Origin of the sequence: Gottfriedia sp. NPDC058432 (assembly GCF_042721555.1) — a bacterium.
Classification (GTDB): Bacteria; Bacillota; Bacilli; order Bacillales; family Bacillaceae_G; genus Gottfriedia.
Window position 1 is genome coordinate 91,223 of record NZ_JBHXLC010000003.1, and the last position, 16,064, is coordinate 107,286.

General features: G+C 32.4%; 22 protein-coding genes and 1 pseudogene. 12 read left to right on the forward strand and 11 right to left on the reverse strand.

What is annotated here, in order from left to right; all coding sequences use genetic code 11:
• Positions 1 to 354 precede the first annotated feature (354 nt).
• Together ACFWM3_RS04605 and ACFWM3_RS04610 are read left to right on the forward strand one after the other, a co-directional pair.
• Positions 355 to 540, forward strand: a complete 186-nt coding sequence (locus tag ACFWM3_RS04605; protein ID WP_056470630.1) for a hypothetical protein — start codon at positions 355 to 357, stop codon at positions 538 to 540.
• A gap of 176 nt (positions 541 to 716) precedes the next feature.
• The gene (locus ACFWM3_RS04610) at positions 717 to 1,028 is read left to right on the forward strand and encodes a hypothetical protein (protein ID WP_390310482.1); all 312 of its coding nucleotides are present in this window, start codon (positions 717 to 719) and stop codon (positions 1,026 to 1,028) included.
• Between the two features lie 229 nt (positions 1,029 to 1,257).
• Here the strand turns inward: ACFWM3_RS04610 and ACFWM3_RS04615 are convergent, their stop codons facing one another.
• A complete protein-coding gene (locus ACFWM3_RS04615; protein ID WP_335475012.1) occupies positions 1,258 to 1,716 on the reverse strand; it encodes a hypothetical protein in 459 nt (152 codons plus the stop codon).
• A 255-nt stretch (positions 1,717 to 1,971) separates the two neighbouring features.
• Here ACFWM3_RS04615 and ACFWM3_RS04620 point away from each other — a divergent pair, with 255 nt between their 5' ends.
• The 4 genes from ACFWM3_RS04620 to ACFWM3_RS04635 all read left to right on the forward strand — a co-directional run bounded on the left by ACFWM3_RS04620 (position 1,972) and on the right by ACFWM3_RS04635 (position 3,913).
• Entirely contained in the window at positions 1,972 to 2,475 is a 504-nt protein-coding gene (locus ACFWM3_RS04620; RefSeq protein WP_390310484.1) for a DinB family protein, read from the forward strand.
• Positions 2,476 to 2,642: 167 nt separating this feature from the next.
• The gene (locus tag ACFWM3_RS04625) at positions 2,643 to 2,978 is read left to right on the forward strand and encodes a DUF7668 domain-containing protein (RefSeq protein WP_390310485.1); all 336 of its coding nucleotides are present in this window, start codon (positions 2,643 to 2,645) and stop codon (positions 2,976 to 2,978) included.
• Positions 2,979 to 3,036: 58 nt separating this feature from the next.
• Complete coding sequence (locus ACFWM3_RS04630; protein WP_390310487.1) at positions 3,037 to 3,333, forward strand: hypothetical protein; 297 nt, start codon at positions 3,037 to 3,039, stop codon at positions 3,331 to 3,333.
• Between the two features lie 274 nt (positions 3,334 to 3,607).
• Positions 3,608 to 3,913 carry a DUF7716 domain-containing protein gene (locus ACFWM3_RS04635; protein ID WP_483867257.1) on the forward strand — a complete coding sequence of 102 codons (306 nt, stop codon included), beginning with the start codon at positions 3,608 to 3,610 and terminating at the stop codon, positions 3,911 to 3,913.
• A 29-nt stretch (positions 3,914 to 3,942) separates the two neighbouring features.
• Here the strand turns inward: ACFWM3_RS04635 and ACFWM3_RS04640 are convergent, their stop codons facing one another.
• The 3 genes from ACFWM3_RS04640 to ACFWM3_RS04650 form a co-directional block, all read right to left on the reverse strand.
• A complete protein-coding gene (locus ACFWM3_RS04640; protein WP_390310491.1) occupies positions 3,943 to 4,299 on the reverse strand; it encodes a hypothetical protein in 357 nt (118 codons plus the stop codon).
• A gap of 321 nt (positions 4,300 to 4,620) precedes the next feature.
• Positions 4,621 to 4,770 (reverse strand): hypothetical protein, encoded by a 150-nt coding sequence (locus tag ACFWM3_RS04645; RefSeq protein ID WP_056470655.1) that lies wholly within the window; start codon positions 4,768 to 4,770, stop codon positions 4,621 to 4,623.
• Positions 4,771 to 4,846: 76 nt separating this feature from the next.
• A complete protein-coding gene (locus ACFWM3_RS04650; RefSeq protein ID WP_390310493.1) occupies positions 4,847 to 5,791 on the reverse strand; it encodes a ketopantoate reductase family protein in 945 nt (314 codons plus the stop codon).
• A 283-nt stretch (positions 5,792 to 6,074) separates the two neighbouring features.
• Between ACFWM3_RS04650 and ACFWM3_RS04655 the strand changes: the two genes are divergently transcribed.
• Positions 6,075 to 6,632, forward strand: coding sequence for a TetR/AcrR family transcriptional regulator (locus tag ACFWM3_RS04655; RefSeq protein WP_390310494.1), 558 nt, complete (start codon positions 6,075 to 6,077; stop codon positions 6,630 to 6,632).
• 77 nt (positions 6,633 to 6,709) lie between these two features.
• Here the strand turns inward: ACFWM3_RS04655 and ACFWM3_RS04660 are convergent, their stop codons facing one another.
• Positions 6,710 to 6,991, reverse strand: coding sequence for a hypothetical protein (locus ACFWM3_RS04660; RefSeq protein ID WP_390310496.1), 282 nt, complete (start codon positions 6,989 to 6,991; stop codon positions 6,710 to 6,712).
• 32 nt (positions 6,992 to 7,023) lie between these two features.
• Positions 7,024 to 7,239 (reverse strand): hypothetical protein, encoded by a 216-nt coding sequence (locus tag ACFWM3_RS04665; RefSeq protein ID WP_390310498.1) that lies wholly within the window; start codon positions 7,237 to 7,239, stop codon positions 7,024 to 7,026.
• A gap of 159 nt (positions 7,240 to 7,398) precedes the next feature.
• Between ACFWM3_RS04665 and ACFWM3_RS04670 the strand changes: the two genes are divergently transcribed.
• The 5 genes and pseudogenes from ACFWM3_RS04670 (at position 7,399) to ACFWM3_RS04690 (ending at position 10,670) form a co-directional block, all read left to right on the forward strand.
• Complete coding sequence (locus tag ACFWM3_RS04670) at positions 7,399 to 7,764, forward strand: MerR family transcriptional regulator (RefSeq protein ID WP_390310499.1); 366 nt, start codon at positions 7,399 to 7,401, stop codon at positions 7,762 to 7,764.
• Positions 7,765 to 7,803: 39 nt separating this feature from the next.
• Positions 7,804 to 8,367, forward strand: a pseudogene (locus ACFWM3_RS04675) (SDR family NAD(P)-dependent oxidoreductase).
• 107 nt (positions 8,368 to 8,474) lie between these two features.
• Complete coding sequence (locus ACFWM3_RS04680; RefSeq protein WP_390310501.1) at positions 8,475 to 8,795, forward strand: SDR family NAD(P)-dependent oxidoreductase; 321 nt, start codon at positions 8,475 to 8,477, stop codon at positions 8,793 to 8,795.
• A 406-nt stretch (positions 8,796 to 9,201) separates the two neighbouring features.
• Positions 9,202 to 10,218 (forward strand): aldo/keto reductase, encoded by a 1,017-nt coding sequence (locus ACFWM3_RS04685; RefSeq protein WP_056470667.1) that lies wholly within the window; start codon positions 9,202 to 9,204, stop codon positions 10,216 to 10,218.
• 26 nt (positions 10,219 to 10,244) lie between these two features.
• A complete protein-coding gene (locus tag ACFWM3_RS04690) occupies positions 10,245 to 10,670 on the forward strand; it encodes an SRPBCC family protein (RefSeq protein WP_390310503.1) in 426 nt (141 codons plus the stop codon).
• A 224-nt stretch (positions 10,671 to 10,894) separates the two neighbouring features.
• Here the strand turns inward: ACFWM3_RS04690 and hisC are convergent, their stop codons facing one another.
• The 5 genes from hisC to hppD form a co-directional block, all read right to left on the reverse strand.
• A complete protein-coding gene (gene hisC / locus ACFWM3_RS04695; RefSeq protein WP_056470673.1) occupies positions 10,895 to 11,977 on the reverse strand; it encodes a histidinol-phosphate transaminase in 1,083 nt (360 codons plus the stop codon).
• Between the two features lie 174 nt (positions 11,978 to 12,151).
• A complete protein-coding gene (locus ACFWM3_RS04700; RefSeq protein WP_390310505.1) occupies positions 12,152 to 13,303 on the reverse strand; it encodes a homogentisate 1,2-dioxygenase in 1,152 nt (383 codons plus the stop codon).
• Positions 13,304 to 13,313: 10 nt separating this feature from the next.
• On the reverse strand, positions 13,314 to 14,210 hold the full coding sequence (locus tag ACFWM3_RS04705) for a fumarylacetoacetate hydrolase family protein (protein ID WP_390310507.1): 897 nt from the start codon (positions 14,208 to 14,210) through the stop codon (positions 13,314 to 13,316).
• A gap of 4 nt (positions 14,211 to 14,214) precedes the next feature.
• The gene (locus ACFWM3_RS04710; RefSeq protein WP_056470678.1) at positions 14,215 to 14,826 is read right to left on the reverse strand and encodes a flavin reductase family protein; all 612 of its coding nucleotides are present in this window, start codon (positions 14,824 to 14,826) and stop codon (positions 14,215 to 14,217) included.
• 12 nt (positions 14,827 to 14,838) lie between these two features.
• Positions 14,839 to 15,954: a 4-hydroxyphenylpyruvate dioxygenase gene (hppD, locus tag ACFWM3_RS04715; RefSeq protein WP_056470680.1), complete on the reverse strand. Its 1,116-nt coding sequence runs from the start codon at positions 15,952 to 15,954 to the stop codon at positions 14,839 to 14,841.
• Positions 15,955 to 16,064 lie beyond the last annotated feature (110 nt).

The window sequence follows — 16,064 nt, forward strand, 5'->3', positions numbered from 1 at the left end:
CTTTAAAATGTCTAGTTTGATTTCCTTTTATTGTTTTTTCCCAAGTAATGTCCACTTTAAATACTTTAGCTTTTACCGATATAGGAAAGTTTGCATGGTGATAGGAACTACCATCAATATCTCCTTCATTAGTAAATAACTCTTAATAAGTTTGGTAAATCATTTTTGTTATGTTATACCACAAGATTTTAAATTATATTTAGTTCGAATAGGAGATTATTTATTAAATCGGTAATTATATGAAGGATTATTATACTGTTTCCTATTTCAACTAACGCATTGCTTTAGTTGAAGAAGGACTTGCTGTAAAAATATGGAACTTATTTAGAGAGAATAAAAAGATTGGAGTAAATCATGCTTTCAAGTAAATATTATTTAACAAATTTTTTATTGAGTATTTCGTTTGTACTTGCTTTTTTAGTGACAGCGTTTATTTTGAATGATACTTTAAGAAGTTCTCATTTTGCTGGCGCTTTTGGAGGAGGAGTCGCACTTTTTCTTTATGGTATATTTAGAAAGAATACCTCTACTAAGAAATAGGTATTTACGTAAAAGTACCAACTTATTATGCAACTTGCGCAATAAATTAGTTTAACAAAAAAGTGCTGAGTGATCAGTACTTTTTTATATTTCGAAGGATCGTTCAATAAGGCTTTTCACAAATTTACCATTATATGGATTATAATAGTTATAAATAATATTAGGAGGCGGAATTATTGAAAAAACCTTTAGGTATTTCAGTGATTAGCTATTTTTATATTTTTGGTGCCATAGTTCTAATAATTAGTTCCGTTTTTTATAATACATCTACTGACTCGATTGGCATAGCTGAAAGGTTTGGAGTTTCAAATGTATCTGAACCATTATTTAGAGTGATAGTAGCTTTTATAACTTTGATGATGATATTTGGTTATATTAGGCTAAAAAAATGGGGATTTTGGTTTATGATTTCGTATTCTTTACTTTTCGGAAGTATAAGTTTGAATTTATCCATACAACATAATCAACAACCTTACATTGGAAAATGATTTTTACCTTTTTCATTTTGTTCTACACAATTTCTGTGAAAAAATCATTTTTTGCAAAAAAATATCACTAATATGAAAAATGGTTCGAACTTAGCAAGATGTAATATTAGGTAACTAACTGATGCGTTAGTTCAATATCATGTGTTATTTAGTAGTTCTTTTTCTTATGTATTTTACGAAATAAAAGGACCTTTCACTTGGTCCTTTTGTTAAGAAATAATGATTTTAATTATTTTTGTTTAAATACAAATGTTTGCTTATATTTTCTTGCTGGGTACTTTTCCCCCGTTGTCATTTTTTCATAAGGTTGTTCTCTCCATGTAATAACTACCTCGATATTTTTAGCATTGGAAGATACTGGCATGTTTTGATGATGTAAATCTTGTTTTAGGGGAGATACTCCACTAGTAAATAACCAATACATAGTGCTTGTATTTGGTTCATCCCTGTAAACTTCAATTTGTGGGTCATAAACTTTCTCTCCAATGTTTTTTATGTCTAAACTATAAACGTTGAATACGTCTTTTTTTTGCTTTACGTCATTAATATCTGGCTTATCAAAGGTAACCTTCCAGTGGTCAGAGTTTCTTGCTGTGGGAAGTTGATTTAACGATAAAGCACATGCGGAATTAGAACTAAAAATTGTTAGAGTTATTGTAGCGAAAATCATTAAAAAAGCGTTTTTCAATATAATTCCCTCCTATAATTAACATGTATAGTTAATATTTGATAAAAATACAGAAAAATACATTTGTTTAATTATGTAACTATCGCATTGCGATTCTTCAATAGAAGATCGCTTTTTCTTATTCAACAAAATGACAGGATAGTTCTATAAGGATTAATTTAATATCTTCGGTAGTGGCTAGTGAAGGAATTATCATTTATGTATCAAAATTAACATATTATGGGAAAAGACAAGTGAAAATGGAGGGGATTTAATATGACGAACCCAGCATTAAAAATGTACAACTACCACGTATGGGCAAATGGAGTTATAATTGATCGTTTAAAAGAACTTCCAAAGGAAATTTATCATAAGGAAATTCAGAGTGGTTTTTCTTCGGTATCAAAGGTGTTGTCTCACATTTATCTCACAGATTATGCATGGTTTGACATTCTCTCAGGTAAAAGTATGAATGAAGCAATGGCGTTCACGAATCAATTAAGAGAACAGGTGGAAACGAAAGGTATTGAGGAAATGCAAATAATATTTCTAGACTTATCAGAACGAAACAAAGCATTTTTGAACAGTCAAGAAGATAATGAAAAGTTGATCGTGGTGGATAACCCATATGCTGGGTTGCTTGAAACATCTACATCTGAATCGGTACTTCACGTTGTCACTCACGGATCATATCACCGTGGCAATATAGCTACCATGTTGCGGCAAATGGGGCACACCTCCGTTATGCAGGATTTTGGACTTTACCTATATTCAAAATAGAACAGAGTAACTCAAGCCAATCCACTTAAAAGGAACAGAACTTCAACTAACGCAGTGCATTAGTTGAAGATCAAGAGCAGCCAAAGACTGTTCTTTTTTATTAAAGTAAATGGCAGTTTTGTGCAATAAGATACTGTATAATTAAATTCATAATAGGTGGTGGAATTATGAATTTAAAAGAAAAATTGAGTTTATTACTTAAAGAAACTGTTTTTGATTTAGTAAATAAAGATTTTGTAAAAATTAGTTCCAAACTAATCAAAGAACTTGCAATCGAGGACATTAAAGAAGAACTAAATTATTGGGGGACACTTACAATTCCACCTGATTTAGCTTACAAGAATATTAACTATATAGAGTACAATTATGGCGAAGGTTATGCAATGGAATTTGATCTTTGGATAGATAATGAGGAAAGTGACTTAACATTGTCATGTGAAGCAATAATCGACCAATCAGATAACGTTTTATCATTTTCAATCACAAATTTACACGTTTTATAATTCAATAGTATAGCAATGAATATCCAATTTCTTCTTAAAAGCAGAGGAGAACATAATAATGAGAAAGATGACATTGAAACTAACAATTGAAAATAAAGAATATATTATTGAAGAAGATCAAAGGTATATTTTTGAATTCAAGTCAGGTTATGAACTAAATGATTCTGAAAATCCATATTGCAAATGTTTAGTAATTGATCTTTCACTTGCTCTTATAGATGATGATGGAAGTATTCGTTTCTATGTTTTAGATGAAGAATCAGGTGAAGATTATCTAATTGCACAAGAAGAACTTTTATCGATAATTAATATTTTAATTAGTTGTTGTTATGCAACTAACGCACACAATAGTTGAATAACCTTTAAGCTGCTTCGGTAGCTTTTTACTATTCAAGTAAATGGCAGGATAGTAGCATAAGAGAATATGACAAAATGAAAGAAATACTATTAAAAATTTAAGCTATATTGATTGGTTAGCAATCAGTCGTGCCTATTATGTTTGTAGAAATTGATGGATACTTTACACAAGCATTACTTTCAGGATTATTGAACTAATTAGCAGTTGGATTAAGAAATGTTATAATTTTATTAAAGGGTCAACTGACGAGGTAAAAAAACTGAAAAATTTAGTGGTATTAAGAAATTTATTGATTAATGCAAGTGACTACCAATGGAACGTCTCTCTATTTTTACCAAATGGAGAGAATTGGGGTTTGAATTCTTCTTGTTATTTAATTGATCTAGATGAATTGGATGACAATGAAGATATACCTAAATTTGCTGTTCAAAATAATTATTGTTATGTTTTAAATATGGCGGATATTCAGGATATTGTAGACAATGTAAAGCAGCAAAGAGCAGAATGTTCCGAATTAGATTTATTTGAGGCATTTCAATACTATTTTAAATATGATGCTTTTATCTCTTTTAATTAAATTTAAGAGTTGTTCAACAAACACATGCCTTATTTGAAGGGCTTATCATAGTGTTCCTTTGGATTAGCTATTTTGTTTTTAATAAAATATTCAGCCTCATCTTTAATAATTTCTATGTAATTATGCTTCTTAAATGGTTTTGTTTGTTTTAGAATTCTTCTAATCCCTCCTTTTACCACAATTCTCTCATTTTGAACATCTACAATAACAGTCATGTATATCTTTTCATTATATTTTACTTCTCCTGTAACTTGACCTTTTTCCAAGTTAACTGTATATTCAGGTACAATTTTCAATGGTGAAAATGATGTCCAACCTGCATTTTTAGGCTGAATTCCAAACAACCTATATAACATATCCCAATAAAATTCTTTAAGTTTATTCATAAATGCTCCAATACTGTTTTGGTGTATTTTAAAATCACATTCTGCCTAATAAGTGTATAAGCGAATTTTACGATAATATTTTCATTATACACTCTAAATCCCGCTAAGTGAGTATCCAAATGTTTTAAAAATTTCTGTTAGAGATTACTGGTTTATCCAAAATAACTACTGCTCTATTGAGTGGAGTATGAATATGTGATGACAAGTTTTTTGTCGCCGAATCTGAAATTTATGAGAATAATAAACTCATTTATCAATTTTAAAAAAACTTCAAATAAAAAAACATAGGGAGAATTTAGTCTTCCTATGTCTTCATTCACATTATTTATCTGTTTTTTTTTGCTTATTTTTCAAATACTCCGCACGCATTTTTTCAAGTTGCTGCTTTTTATCAAATTTGGCAGGCGTCTGTTTTTCATGAAACTTTGCAACAGCTTGCTGACCTTTCGTATCCAATTGATATTTTCCCACTTTGTTCACCTACTTTTGTTGTCTTTAAAGAGAATCTATTCAATAAATATAATATACCTTATTACTGAAGTAAACCTTAGTGTATAAATTCATCTCTATACTGATCAATCGATTGCTTTTTAAGGTCATCCCAAATTGGTGTTGAAATATTCGCTTCCTTTTGTAACTGATCGAATGTTCTATAAATGGCTTCAATCTCACTAAAGGATCCTTCAATCATATTATTCATTGGAAGTTTATGAAATATTTTCAATCCATGGTATGCAATATTTCGATATCTACGTACCAATTTCACTTGAAAAGCTGGATCAATTTTGTATCCCAATTTTTCTAACACCATAAAGCCCTCATCCATTGCAGAAATCATCTGTAGTAATGCATTCTTATCATTTGCTATTTTTTTAAAGTCAAAGTTATTTAGATAATGGATTGAGTTCATCGCAACAATTGGTATGAGGTGACTTTTAAGCCAGCCATCAATATGATCATGATATGTTAATTTATACTTTGCTTCTTTAAAAGCTTTCTCTAAAGTTGCTTTAAAAGGTATGTCACCTTCCAAACTACCGATTACCATTTGCCCCCCACCACGAATCGAAATGATACGCCCACTTTCTTCACGTTTCCCTCCACTAAGTTGAAAACCAAAGGCTATATTCTTTTTGACGTTGCTATTTTCATTTAGGAATCTTTGCATATTTGCCGAATCAGCATTATTCCCAACAAGCACGATGTTTTTACTTATATTTTGTGCTAATACCGGTAGGACAGAAGGAAATTGATTATATTTCATTACGACAAATATAAGATCGTAGTAGTCGTCTTGTTCAAGTTTATCAATAATGTTAACTGAATCAACGGTATTTTTTCGTTGGAAATAATGACGAATAACAAGTCCATCTTGTTTCAATTGTTCATATCTTTTACTTCTAGCTAAAACAGTTACATCATTCCCTCCTTTTACTAAAGAGTGAGCAAGATAACTTCCCAAAACACCAGCACCAAAAATTAATACTTTCATCATAGTACTCCTATTCTATCGAATCTTAATCGCTAAAGATTTACGGAAATAATACTGGACATTTGTTTTTTATTGAACAAACGTCTAATATCTAGAAGTTTAGCAACAGACGATCGCTGTATCAATGGTTAATCAAGCTGATTTTGTTTAATAATGAACAAATTAAATCTATTTGTTCAACAAAAGTTTAATAAAGTACATTTGTTTCTTTTTAGACAGTTGTTCATTATAATTAATCTACTAAAGCAATTCTTATATGAAATGATAAATGAAGGAGTATTTTATGGATAAGAGAATCAGAAAATCTAAAAAAGCGATTGAGGATGCACTAATTAGTTTAATGGCGGAGAATGATTTTGAAAGTATCACCATTAATTCAATTGCAGAAAAAGCGGACGTCAATAGAGGGACAATTTATTTGCATTACAAAGACAAATTCGATTTATTAGAGCAATGTATAGAAAGAGAGATAAAAGAATTATTAATATCTTGTTTGCCTGAAGGCTCCGGAAGTTTTCCATCTAAAACACCTTTACTAAGGACGTTTATCTATTTAGAGAAAAACTCTTTCTTTTACCATACTTTGTTAACGAATACTGGGGTTCCCACATTCAGAAATCAATTATTAAGTGTAATGAAAGATGGAATGAGAGATCAATTGAATTTAAATGAATTGAATCAAAATATGAACAAAGAGTTCCTTATTCAGTTTTGGTCTTCTGCAACAATTGGGGTGATTGAATGGTGGATCACTCAATCAATGCCAATTACCGCAGAAGAAATCACGGAACAATTATGGATTTTACTAGAACGAAATCAAATTTTACCAAATATTGAATAATGCCAGACTCTATTCTGATTTCGCTAAATACAATTCGTAATTTATTTGCTTTTATTCGTTATATGTAGGAAAAGAAATCACATTTTTAAAGTGTCTACATACTGTTTAGCTTCTAATAATGAAAGTCCTAAAACAGTTCGAACTTCTCTAATTGCTTGAATTTCTTTTCCTTCATTTATGAGTTTACGCAATTCATTATTAATTGGATGATGTTCGGGTACTTCTATTACCGTAGCAATCTGATCTAAAGTAATCTTTATATTTTTCATTCGATTCTCTAATTTATTAAGTTTATCAATAACCGTTGTAATCAGAACAAAAACAATGATTAACAATAATCCAAGAAACGTATATTCCACCTTATTCACCTACCAATTTATATTAGTTAGCATTATTGAATATCATTAAATATCTTTTCAAAGAGTTCTAATGGAATAGTGAACTTAGTTGTTTTTTCATTCCTCCAATAAGTAATAATTTCTACTAGATTCCCTTTCTTCTCAACTTCCAGTAAAGCATTCTCCCCTTTATCTCTTACAGAAACAAAACGATTACCATTTTTCTTTTCTTTTTGCTTATATTCGAAATTAACATTTAGTTGGTTCATATTTACCTCCGCTCCTTTTTAAATACATATTGAACAAATTAATATTACCATATATTGGAATTCGCGTGTTTCTTACTGAACAATATACAAAATTAAACTATTTGACATGGAGTAAACACCACCTATTAAAGTTACTATATCGAATAGGAGGTGATTTGTTTGAACCGATATCGAATTTCAGAAGTTGCAGAACTGACTAATTTATCGATGGATACTCTTCGCTATTATGAAAAAATAGGAATGGCACCTACTCCAATTAAAAATAACCGGGGTTATAAAGAATATACTGATTCTGAAGTACAATATATAAAATTTATAACTTATTTAAAACGAACTGAAATGCCTCTCTCAAATATTAAAGAATATATTGATTTTTATAATCAAAAAAACTTCGATGAATGCTATCAATTACTTAAAAATCATGCTTCGAATATAGAGGAACAAATAGAAGAAAGAAAAAAAATACTTGAAACTATAAGATATAAACTAAAAAATTTTAAGGATTTAGCTGGTGGTGGAAAATAGGTTTTAATATAAGTAATACATGGAGATGGAGGACAAAAAATGAATAGTAATAACGATAAATTATCAATACAAGAACCCATACAATCTGGATATGGTGCTAGAACAACTGCGTCTGAAGTAATTGGAGATCTAAATTTACAGGGGAAAATTGCAATTGTGACTGGCGGTTATTCTGGACTTGGTCTTGAAACGACACGTGTATTATCTGAAGCTGGTGTAACTGTAATTGTTCCAGCTCGAACACAAGAAAAAGCAATGAAATCTTTAAAAAAATGAAATGGGATCGAAATAGAAACATTAGACCTCTCTAATCACAAATCAATTGAAAAATTTGCAAAACGTTTTCTTGATTCTAATCGACCACTAGATCTATTAATTAATTGTACTGGAATTATGGCCGTACCGTTAGTAAGTAATGATTTAGGTTATGAATCACAGTTTGTTACTAATCATCTTGGACATTTTCATTTAGTTTCTCTCTTGTGGTCGGCACTAGTCAAAGCAAACGGTGCAAGAGTTGTTCCACTTTCTTCAAGAGGCCATCGAATAAGTGATATTGATTTTTCGGATATAAACTTTGCGAATCGTAAATATGACAAATAGCAAGATACGGCCAATCAAAGACTGCTAACGCACTTTTTTCTTTAGAATTAGATAATAGAGGAAAATCATATGGTATTAGATCCTTTTCAGTACATCCTGGGACAATTGTGACCGATTTATCTAGGAATTTAACTGATAAAGAAATGCAGTCAATGGGTGCTCTAGACACATCAGGTAAAAGAGTCTTTAATGAATATAATGATGAATGGAAAACCATTGAAGAAGGCGCAGCTACCATCGTTTGGTGTGCTACAAGTAAACAGTTAATCGGGTTAGGCGGTCTTTATTGCGAAAATGTTGATATAGCAAAAGCTGTCTCTGGAAAAGAAATAGGGCCCGGTATTCGTCCTTGGGCGAGAGATGTAGAAAATGCTAAGTATCTATGGGAAATCAGTGAAAAATTACTAGGTATAAAATTCCCTAGTTAATACTGTGTTTAAAAAAATGAATTGTTCCCAATAAAGTGAACACATAAAAAGAGAATTCTTTAAATGACTCTGGAACTCAACCGGAGTCATTTTTTAATGCCTATTGCGGACGATGACATATTTTGATTTTAATCTGTTCAATTCCATCAGGTCACAAATATTATTTTATAATCATGAACAATTACTACTAAGTTCTTATGTAACCAAAATGTGCCTATAGAACATACAAGTTACTATCGCACTTTAAAGTACGTTCTTTTTTTCTTTATAAATTTATTCCATAATAACAACTGTAGAGAATAGATTCCTTAGAGGTCATCTTTAATCATCTAATTTCTATTCTCTAACTAAAATTTAACTTAACTTCATATTTTACATGAAGATTAATATATATAGGAGGATTTATATGAAAGAGAATAACTTATTTCAAGGAAAATTAGGTTTTGGAACTGCCCCACTCGGAAATATGTTCCGTAACATCCCTGATGAGGAAGCATACGCAACTGTTGTAGCAGCTTGGGATAATGGCATTCGCTACTTTGATACAGCGCCACTATATGGTGCAGGTCTAGCTGAAATCCGCCTTGGAGAAGTATTATCAAGATACAATCGTGATGATTATGTTTTAAGTACAAAAGTGGGACGTTTAATTTTAGATGAACTAGAAGACGTTTCTGCACGAGACTTAGGTGAAAAAGGTGGAGTTTTTGAATTTGGACGTAAGAATAAGCTTGTGAACGATTATAGTGCTGACGCAACTTTACGTTCAATCGAACAAAGTTTAAATCGTTTGAAAACAGATCGTTTAGACATTGTCTATGTTCATGATATTGCACAAGACTTTTATGGTGACGATTGGATTGCACAGTTTGAAATTGCTCGCACTGGAGCTTTCCGCGTACTTTCTCAATTACGAGATGAAGGTGTTATTAAATCTTGGGGACTTGGTGTTAATAAAGTAGAACCAATCGAAATCGCATTAGAATTAGGTGAATACAAACCCGATGTTAGTTTATTAGCTGGTCGTTATACACTTTTGGATCACGATCGTGCGCTTCAACGATTAATGCCTGAAGCTGCTAAACAAAATGTTGATATTATCGTTGGTGGACCATATAGCTCAGGTATTCTAGCTGGTGGAACTCACTTCGAGTATCAAAAAGCATCACCTGAAATTATCTCGAAAGTTGAGAAAATCAAAGGAATTGCAAATCGACATGGTATCAGTGTGAAAGCTGCAGCTCTTCAATTCTCATTAGCAAATCCAGCAGTTGCAACAGTCATTCCAGGTGCAAGTAAACCAGAGCGAATTGCCGAAGACCAAGCAGCATTAAATGAAGTAATTCCAGCTACATTCTGGCATGAAATGAGAGAACAAAAACTAGTATCAGAAAATGCACCACTACCAATCGACATTAAATAATAACTATATGATAGGAGCGATATAAAATGGCTAACACAATCGTTACAATGGAAATTCCAGCAAATTCTGAAAAAGTATGGCAATTAATTGGCGGTTTCAATTCGCTACCAGATTGGTTACCATATATCCCAAGTAGTGAATTATTAGAAGGTGGACGTGTTCGTAGTTTGGCAAATCCGGATGGCGATGCAATTGTTGAACGCCTTGAAGCATTCAATGATAAAGAGCGTTTTTATACGTACTCAATAATGAAAGCACCATTCCCAGTTACAAACTATCAATCGACAATACGTGTTCAAGAGCATTCAGATCGAAATAAATCAATTGTTGAGTGGTCTGGTAGTTTTACTCCTGTGGATGTAACTGATGAGGAAGTAATCAATCTATTCCATGGGATTTATAAAGATGGATTGGAAGCATTAAGACAAGCATTTCAAGTTTTAACTGTATAATAACTAAATTATTAAATATAGGAATAGAGGATAAGTTAATATTTATCCTCTATTTCTTCGTTTAAGTAGCTGTTTATAAAATGGGAAAGGAGATTTTACTTTCTCACATCACCTATTTTATAAAAAAGAAAAATCCGCTCCATTTTTTGTAGCGGATTTTTCGTGTGATTATATTAGCTATATAGTAGGGTATTGGGCCCCATCTTTGACGATTTACTTATTCATTAGATTGTAGAAGTATTTTTCGTTAATGCTGGCTTCAAATGTAAGATTAATCCTTCATTTTCAGCAGCAGTTCCGATTGTAATTCTGATTCCATTAGGGAAAGAACGGATAATGTATCCTTTTGATTCTAAATCCTTAAAGATTTCCTGGCTGTTTTCAAGTGGCACAAATATAAAGTTTGCTTGAGATGGATAGTATTCGATACCATAACTGTTGAAAAACTCTTCGTATTGATCCATGCCTTTTTTATTTTGTTCAACACAGTTTTTAATAAAGACTTGGTCTTCAAGTGCTGCTATTGCTGCTACTTGAGATAGCATTGAAGTGTTGAATGGAAGTCTAGCAATATTTAATTCTTGAATTAATTTGCTATTTGCGATACCATAGCCGATTCGGAATGATGCTAGGCCGTATGCTTTTGAAAAAGTTCTTAAAACGATTAGATTTTCAAATTTATTTAGTAATGAGATTGTATCAGGGAAATCTGATGCTGATACATATTCAACATAAGCTTCGTCAACAACTACAAAAGTAGTGCTTGGTACTTTTTCTAAAAACTCGACTAATTTGCGGCTTCCAATATATGTACCTGTTGGGTTATTTGGATTACAAATCCAAACAATTTTAGTATTCGCATCTACTTGTGCAAGCATAGAATCTAAATCGTGTACACCTTTAACTAAAGGAACTGGTCTTACTTCAGCACCTTCTATAACTGCGTGATGAGCATATTGTGAAAAAGTTTGAGATGCTTGTACAATATTATGTTCTTTCGTTAGCAACGCTCGACTAATCATTTGAATAACTTCGTCAGCACCACTTCCGAATATTAATTGATCTGGCTGTATATTTAAGAAATTCGCTAGTTTCTTACTAATTTCTTCTGTCGCACCATCTGGATAAATCGCAAACTTACTTACTACATTACGTAGTTCTTCAAAAACTTTAGGAGAACATCCGAATGGGTTTTCATTTGATGCAAGTTTTACTACTTTGTCTAGACCATATTCACGCATGACTACTTCACTTGGCTTTCCTGGTGTGTATGCTTGAAGAGTCAAAATTTGTGGTTTCACGTACATGCTTATTTCTCCTTTTATTCAAAGTTTTGTATAATGTTGTCAGTTTATCATATTATTAAGCTGTTAATCTAGTCCTATTTTCAAGAATATTTCAAATTATCTAGTTCCATATTGCCTGCGTTATTTTGAAAATAGCTTGTTTCAAATTCAAATAAAAAGTAGAATCATAAGACTCTACTTTTCAAGCCAACTACCCATATAAGCCGGATCTTCATATTGATGTGCTTCTTTTACTACGTAAAGTGGTCTGAATGTATCAATCATAACTGCTAGTTCTAATGTTTCTTTCTTTCCAATACTACCTTCAGTTTTACCTGGATGTGGTCCATGTGGAATACCTGATGGATGTAATGTAATAGACTCTTGTTCGATTCCTTTTCTACTCATAAAGTTTCCTTCTACATAGTAAAGGACTTCATCACTGTTTACATTACTGTGAACATAAGGTGCCGGAATTGCTTCAGGATGATAATCATACATCCTTGGAACAAATGAACACACTACAAAATTATGTCCTTCGAATGTTTGATGTACTGGTGGTGGCTGATGAATTCTTCCTGTAATCGGTTCGAAATCTTCAATATTAAATGCCCATGGATATAAATACCCATCCCATCCTACTACATCAAATGGATGATGAGTTAAGACATGTTTATAAAGGTTTCCTCTTGCTCTAGTTAAAACAGTAAATTCACCTTTTTCATCATATGTCTCTAACGTTTCTGGTCCTCTAAAATCACGTTCGCAAAATGGGCTATGCTCAAGCATTTGGCCATATTCATTTCGATAACGTCTTGGAGTTGTTAATTGGCTATTAGACTCAACAATTAAAAACTTCGTATCATCATTTGGAACTACTTTGTAAATTGTTCCAATAGGGATCATGATATAATCGCCTTTACTGTACGTGATTGTTCCGAACATTGTTTGGATTTCACCTGAACCGTAATGGACAAAGAACATTTCATCTCCTTCACCATTTCGATAAAAATGTTTGCTTTCCTCTGTTACGTTTGCAACTGCAATTAATAGATCAGAGTTACCTAAAACGTATACTCTTCCTTCTAAAGCATCGCCTGTACGCTCTAAATTGTTTGTACGAATATGGCGGTGTTGTAATGATGTCTGTTCTTCAAATTCGATTTGAAGTGATTTATAAAATGATGTTTCACTAACTGAAGTAGGCATATGGTTATGATATAAAATAGATTGAGTGCCTGAAAATCCTTTTGTACCCATTACCTGCTCTCGGTATAATGACCCATCTTCTTTTCGAAATTGAATATGTCTTTTCTTTGGAATCTTACCTAGACTACGATAATACACACGCTTCCCCTCACTTTCTTACAGTATTTCGTAATGTACCTAAACCAGTAATGCTTAACTCAACAACATCTCCATCTTCTAACCAGCGATGTTTTTCTTCACCAAGTTCTAAGATACAACCTGTTCCAACCGTTCCGGAGCCAATTACATCACCTGGGAATAGCGTTACATTTTTTGATGCATGAGAAATTAATTCTGGAACGGAATAATAAATTGTAGAAAAATTGCCACTAGAAATGATTTTGCCATTAACTGCAGCTGTCATCTTCAAATCATAGCTTTTACCTGTTCTGAATTTCTCAATTTCATCTTTTGTTACAATACAAGGTCCTAGAGAAGTAGCAAAATCCTTACCTTTTGATGGACCTAAGCCAACTTTTACTTCATGTGCTTGAATATCTCTAGCACTCCAGTCATTCAAAATTGTATATCCAAGAATATAATCATCGGCTTCTTCAACAGGGATATCTTTACCTTCTTTACCGATAATACAAGCGATTTCTAATTCAAAATCCATCTTTTTGCAATTAGTTGGAATGCTTACATAATCTTCAGGTCCAATAACCGCTCGATGATTCGTAAAATAGAAAACTGGTACGTCATACCACTCAGGTATCATCTCTAGACCTCTTCTGCCGCGAGCAGTTTTTACATGCTCCTCAAAGGCATAAAAATCACGGATACTTTGTGGTCTTGGTAATGGTGCTCGCAATTGAACAGAAGAAAGTGGAATACCTTCTCCTGATATTTCTGCTATTTCATTTTTATATAAATCATAGTTTTCTAGAATCGTTAGTAAATCTGCTGGAATTCGGCCATTACTAGCTTTATTAAGGTCGATTACTTGATCTTCAACTAATAAACCTGCACGCTCATTACCATCATATTGAAAAGTTATAAATTTCATACCTTCACCTTTTTCTTTCAATTGCAAAAGTATCAGAAATAGCACGTGTGTAAGAATGTCCAGCAAGGCGGCCAACTGGATTTAGCTTTTCAGTATTGATTTTGCCATCTGCATATAATTCATCATTTATATGAACATTAACGACTTTACCAATTACTAAACTTCCAGCACCTTTGTTCTCACCAAAATGTAGTAGCTCATGAAGCTCACATTCTAGTCCTACTAAACTTTCTTTTACTCGAGGAACTTGTACAGTTGTCCCATCGACTTTTGTAAGGCCAACTTGTTCAAATTCATCTACTCCATACGGAAAATCTGCAGCAGCATTATTAACTTGTTCGCAAATTTCTTCACTTACAATATTAATAATGAATCGTTTCGTCAGTTCAATATTTTTTAATGTGTCTTTTTTCTCGCCGTCTGTACCTCTAATCATAGGTGCAAAGCACACTAACATCGGGTCAGCACAAATCGCTGTAAAGAAACTAAAAGGTGCAACATTCGCTACACCTTCTAAGTTTACAGTTGAAACAAATGCAATCGGACGAGGCAACACTGAACCAATTAACAGCTTATAAGCATCTTGCCATGGTAAAGTATCCGGTCTAATTTCCATTGTTACAACTCCTTATAGATTTCCTCGAAGTTCTTGCTCACGCTCGATTGATTCGAATAATGCTTTAAAGTTACCATCACCGAATCCTCTAGCACCTTTACGTTGAATAATTTCAATAAATAAAGTTGGTCGGTCAACGATTGGACGAGTAAAGATTTGTAATAAATACCCTTCATCATCACGGTCAACTAATATCTTTAATTCTCTTAATTTCTCAATATCTTCATCAATTTTTCCAACGCGCTCTGTTAACATATCATAATACGTATCTGGTGTTTTTAAGAATTCTACACCTAGAGCTCTAAGCTTAGTAACTGTATCAACGATATCTTCAGTTAATAAAGCAATATGTTGTACGCCTGGTCCATTGTTATAGTCTAAGTACTCTTGAATTTGTGATTTCTTTTTACCTTCAGCTGGTTCATTAATTGGAAATTTAATTCTGCTACCATTTGTCATAACTTTTGACATTAATGCAGAATACTCAGTGCTAATATCGTCATCGTCAAAATGGATCATTGATTGGAATCCCATTACGTTTTCATAATAAGAAACCCATTCTTCCATTCTTTCAACGTTACCAACTACATGGTCTAATGCGATTAAACCTGTTTCATTTACTGGAATTGTGAAAGCACGATCTTTATATCCTGGTAAGAAAGGACCATTGTAGTCGCCTTTTTCGATTAATGTGTGAATTGTATCTCCATAAGTTCCGATTACAGCTTTTTTAACTGTACCATATTCATCACTAACTTCAGTTGGAGGTAAAATTTTAATCGCTCCACGGCTTACTGCACCTTGATACGCTGCTTCGATATCATCAACTAATAAAGCGATATCTTTAACACCATCGCCATGTTTTTTAATAAACTCAGCAATTTTAGTATCTTCTTTTAAAGATCCAGTAATAACTAGACGAATTGTACCATTTTTTAATACGTAAGAAACTTTATCACGTACTTTTGTTTCTAAACCAGAGTATGCTACTGGTGTAAATCCAAAAGTGTTTGCGAAGAAATAAGCTGTTTGTTTCGCGTTCCCTACATATAGTTCTAAATGATGAACATCTGATACTGGAAAAACATCATAGTTAGTATTTGTTTGTTTTAATTCATCTTGTTTCATTTTAATTTCCCCCTATAAATTACGATTTTTGTAAAGAAAAGAAAAAACTATGTAAGAGCGTTAAGTAAACGCTTACAAAACAAATAACCGCATAAAAAAAATTCTTAACA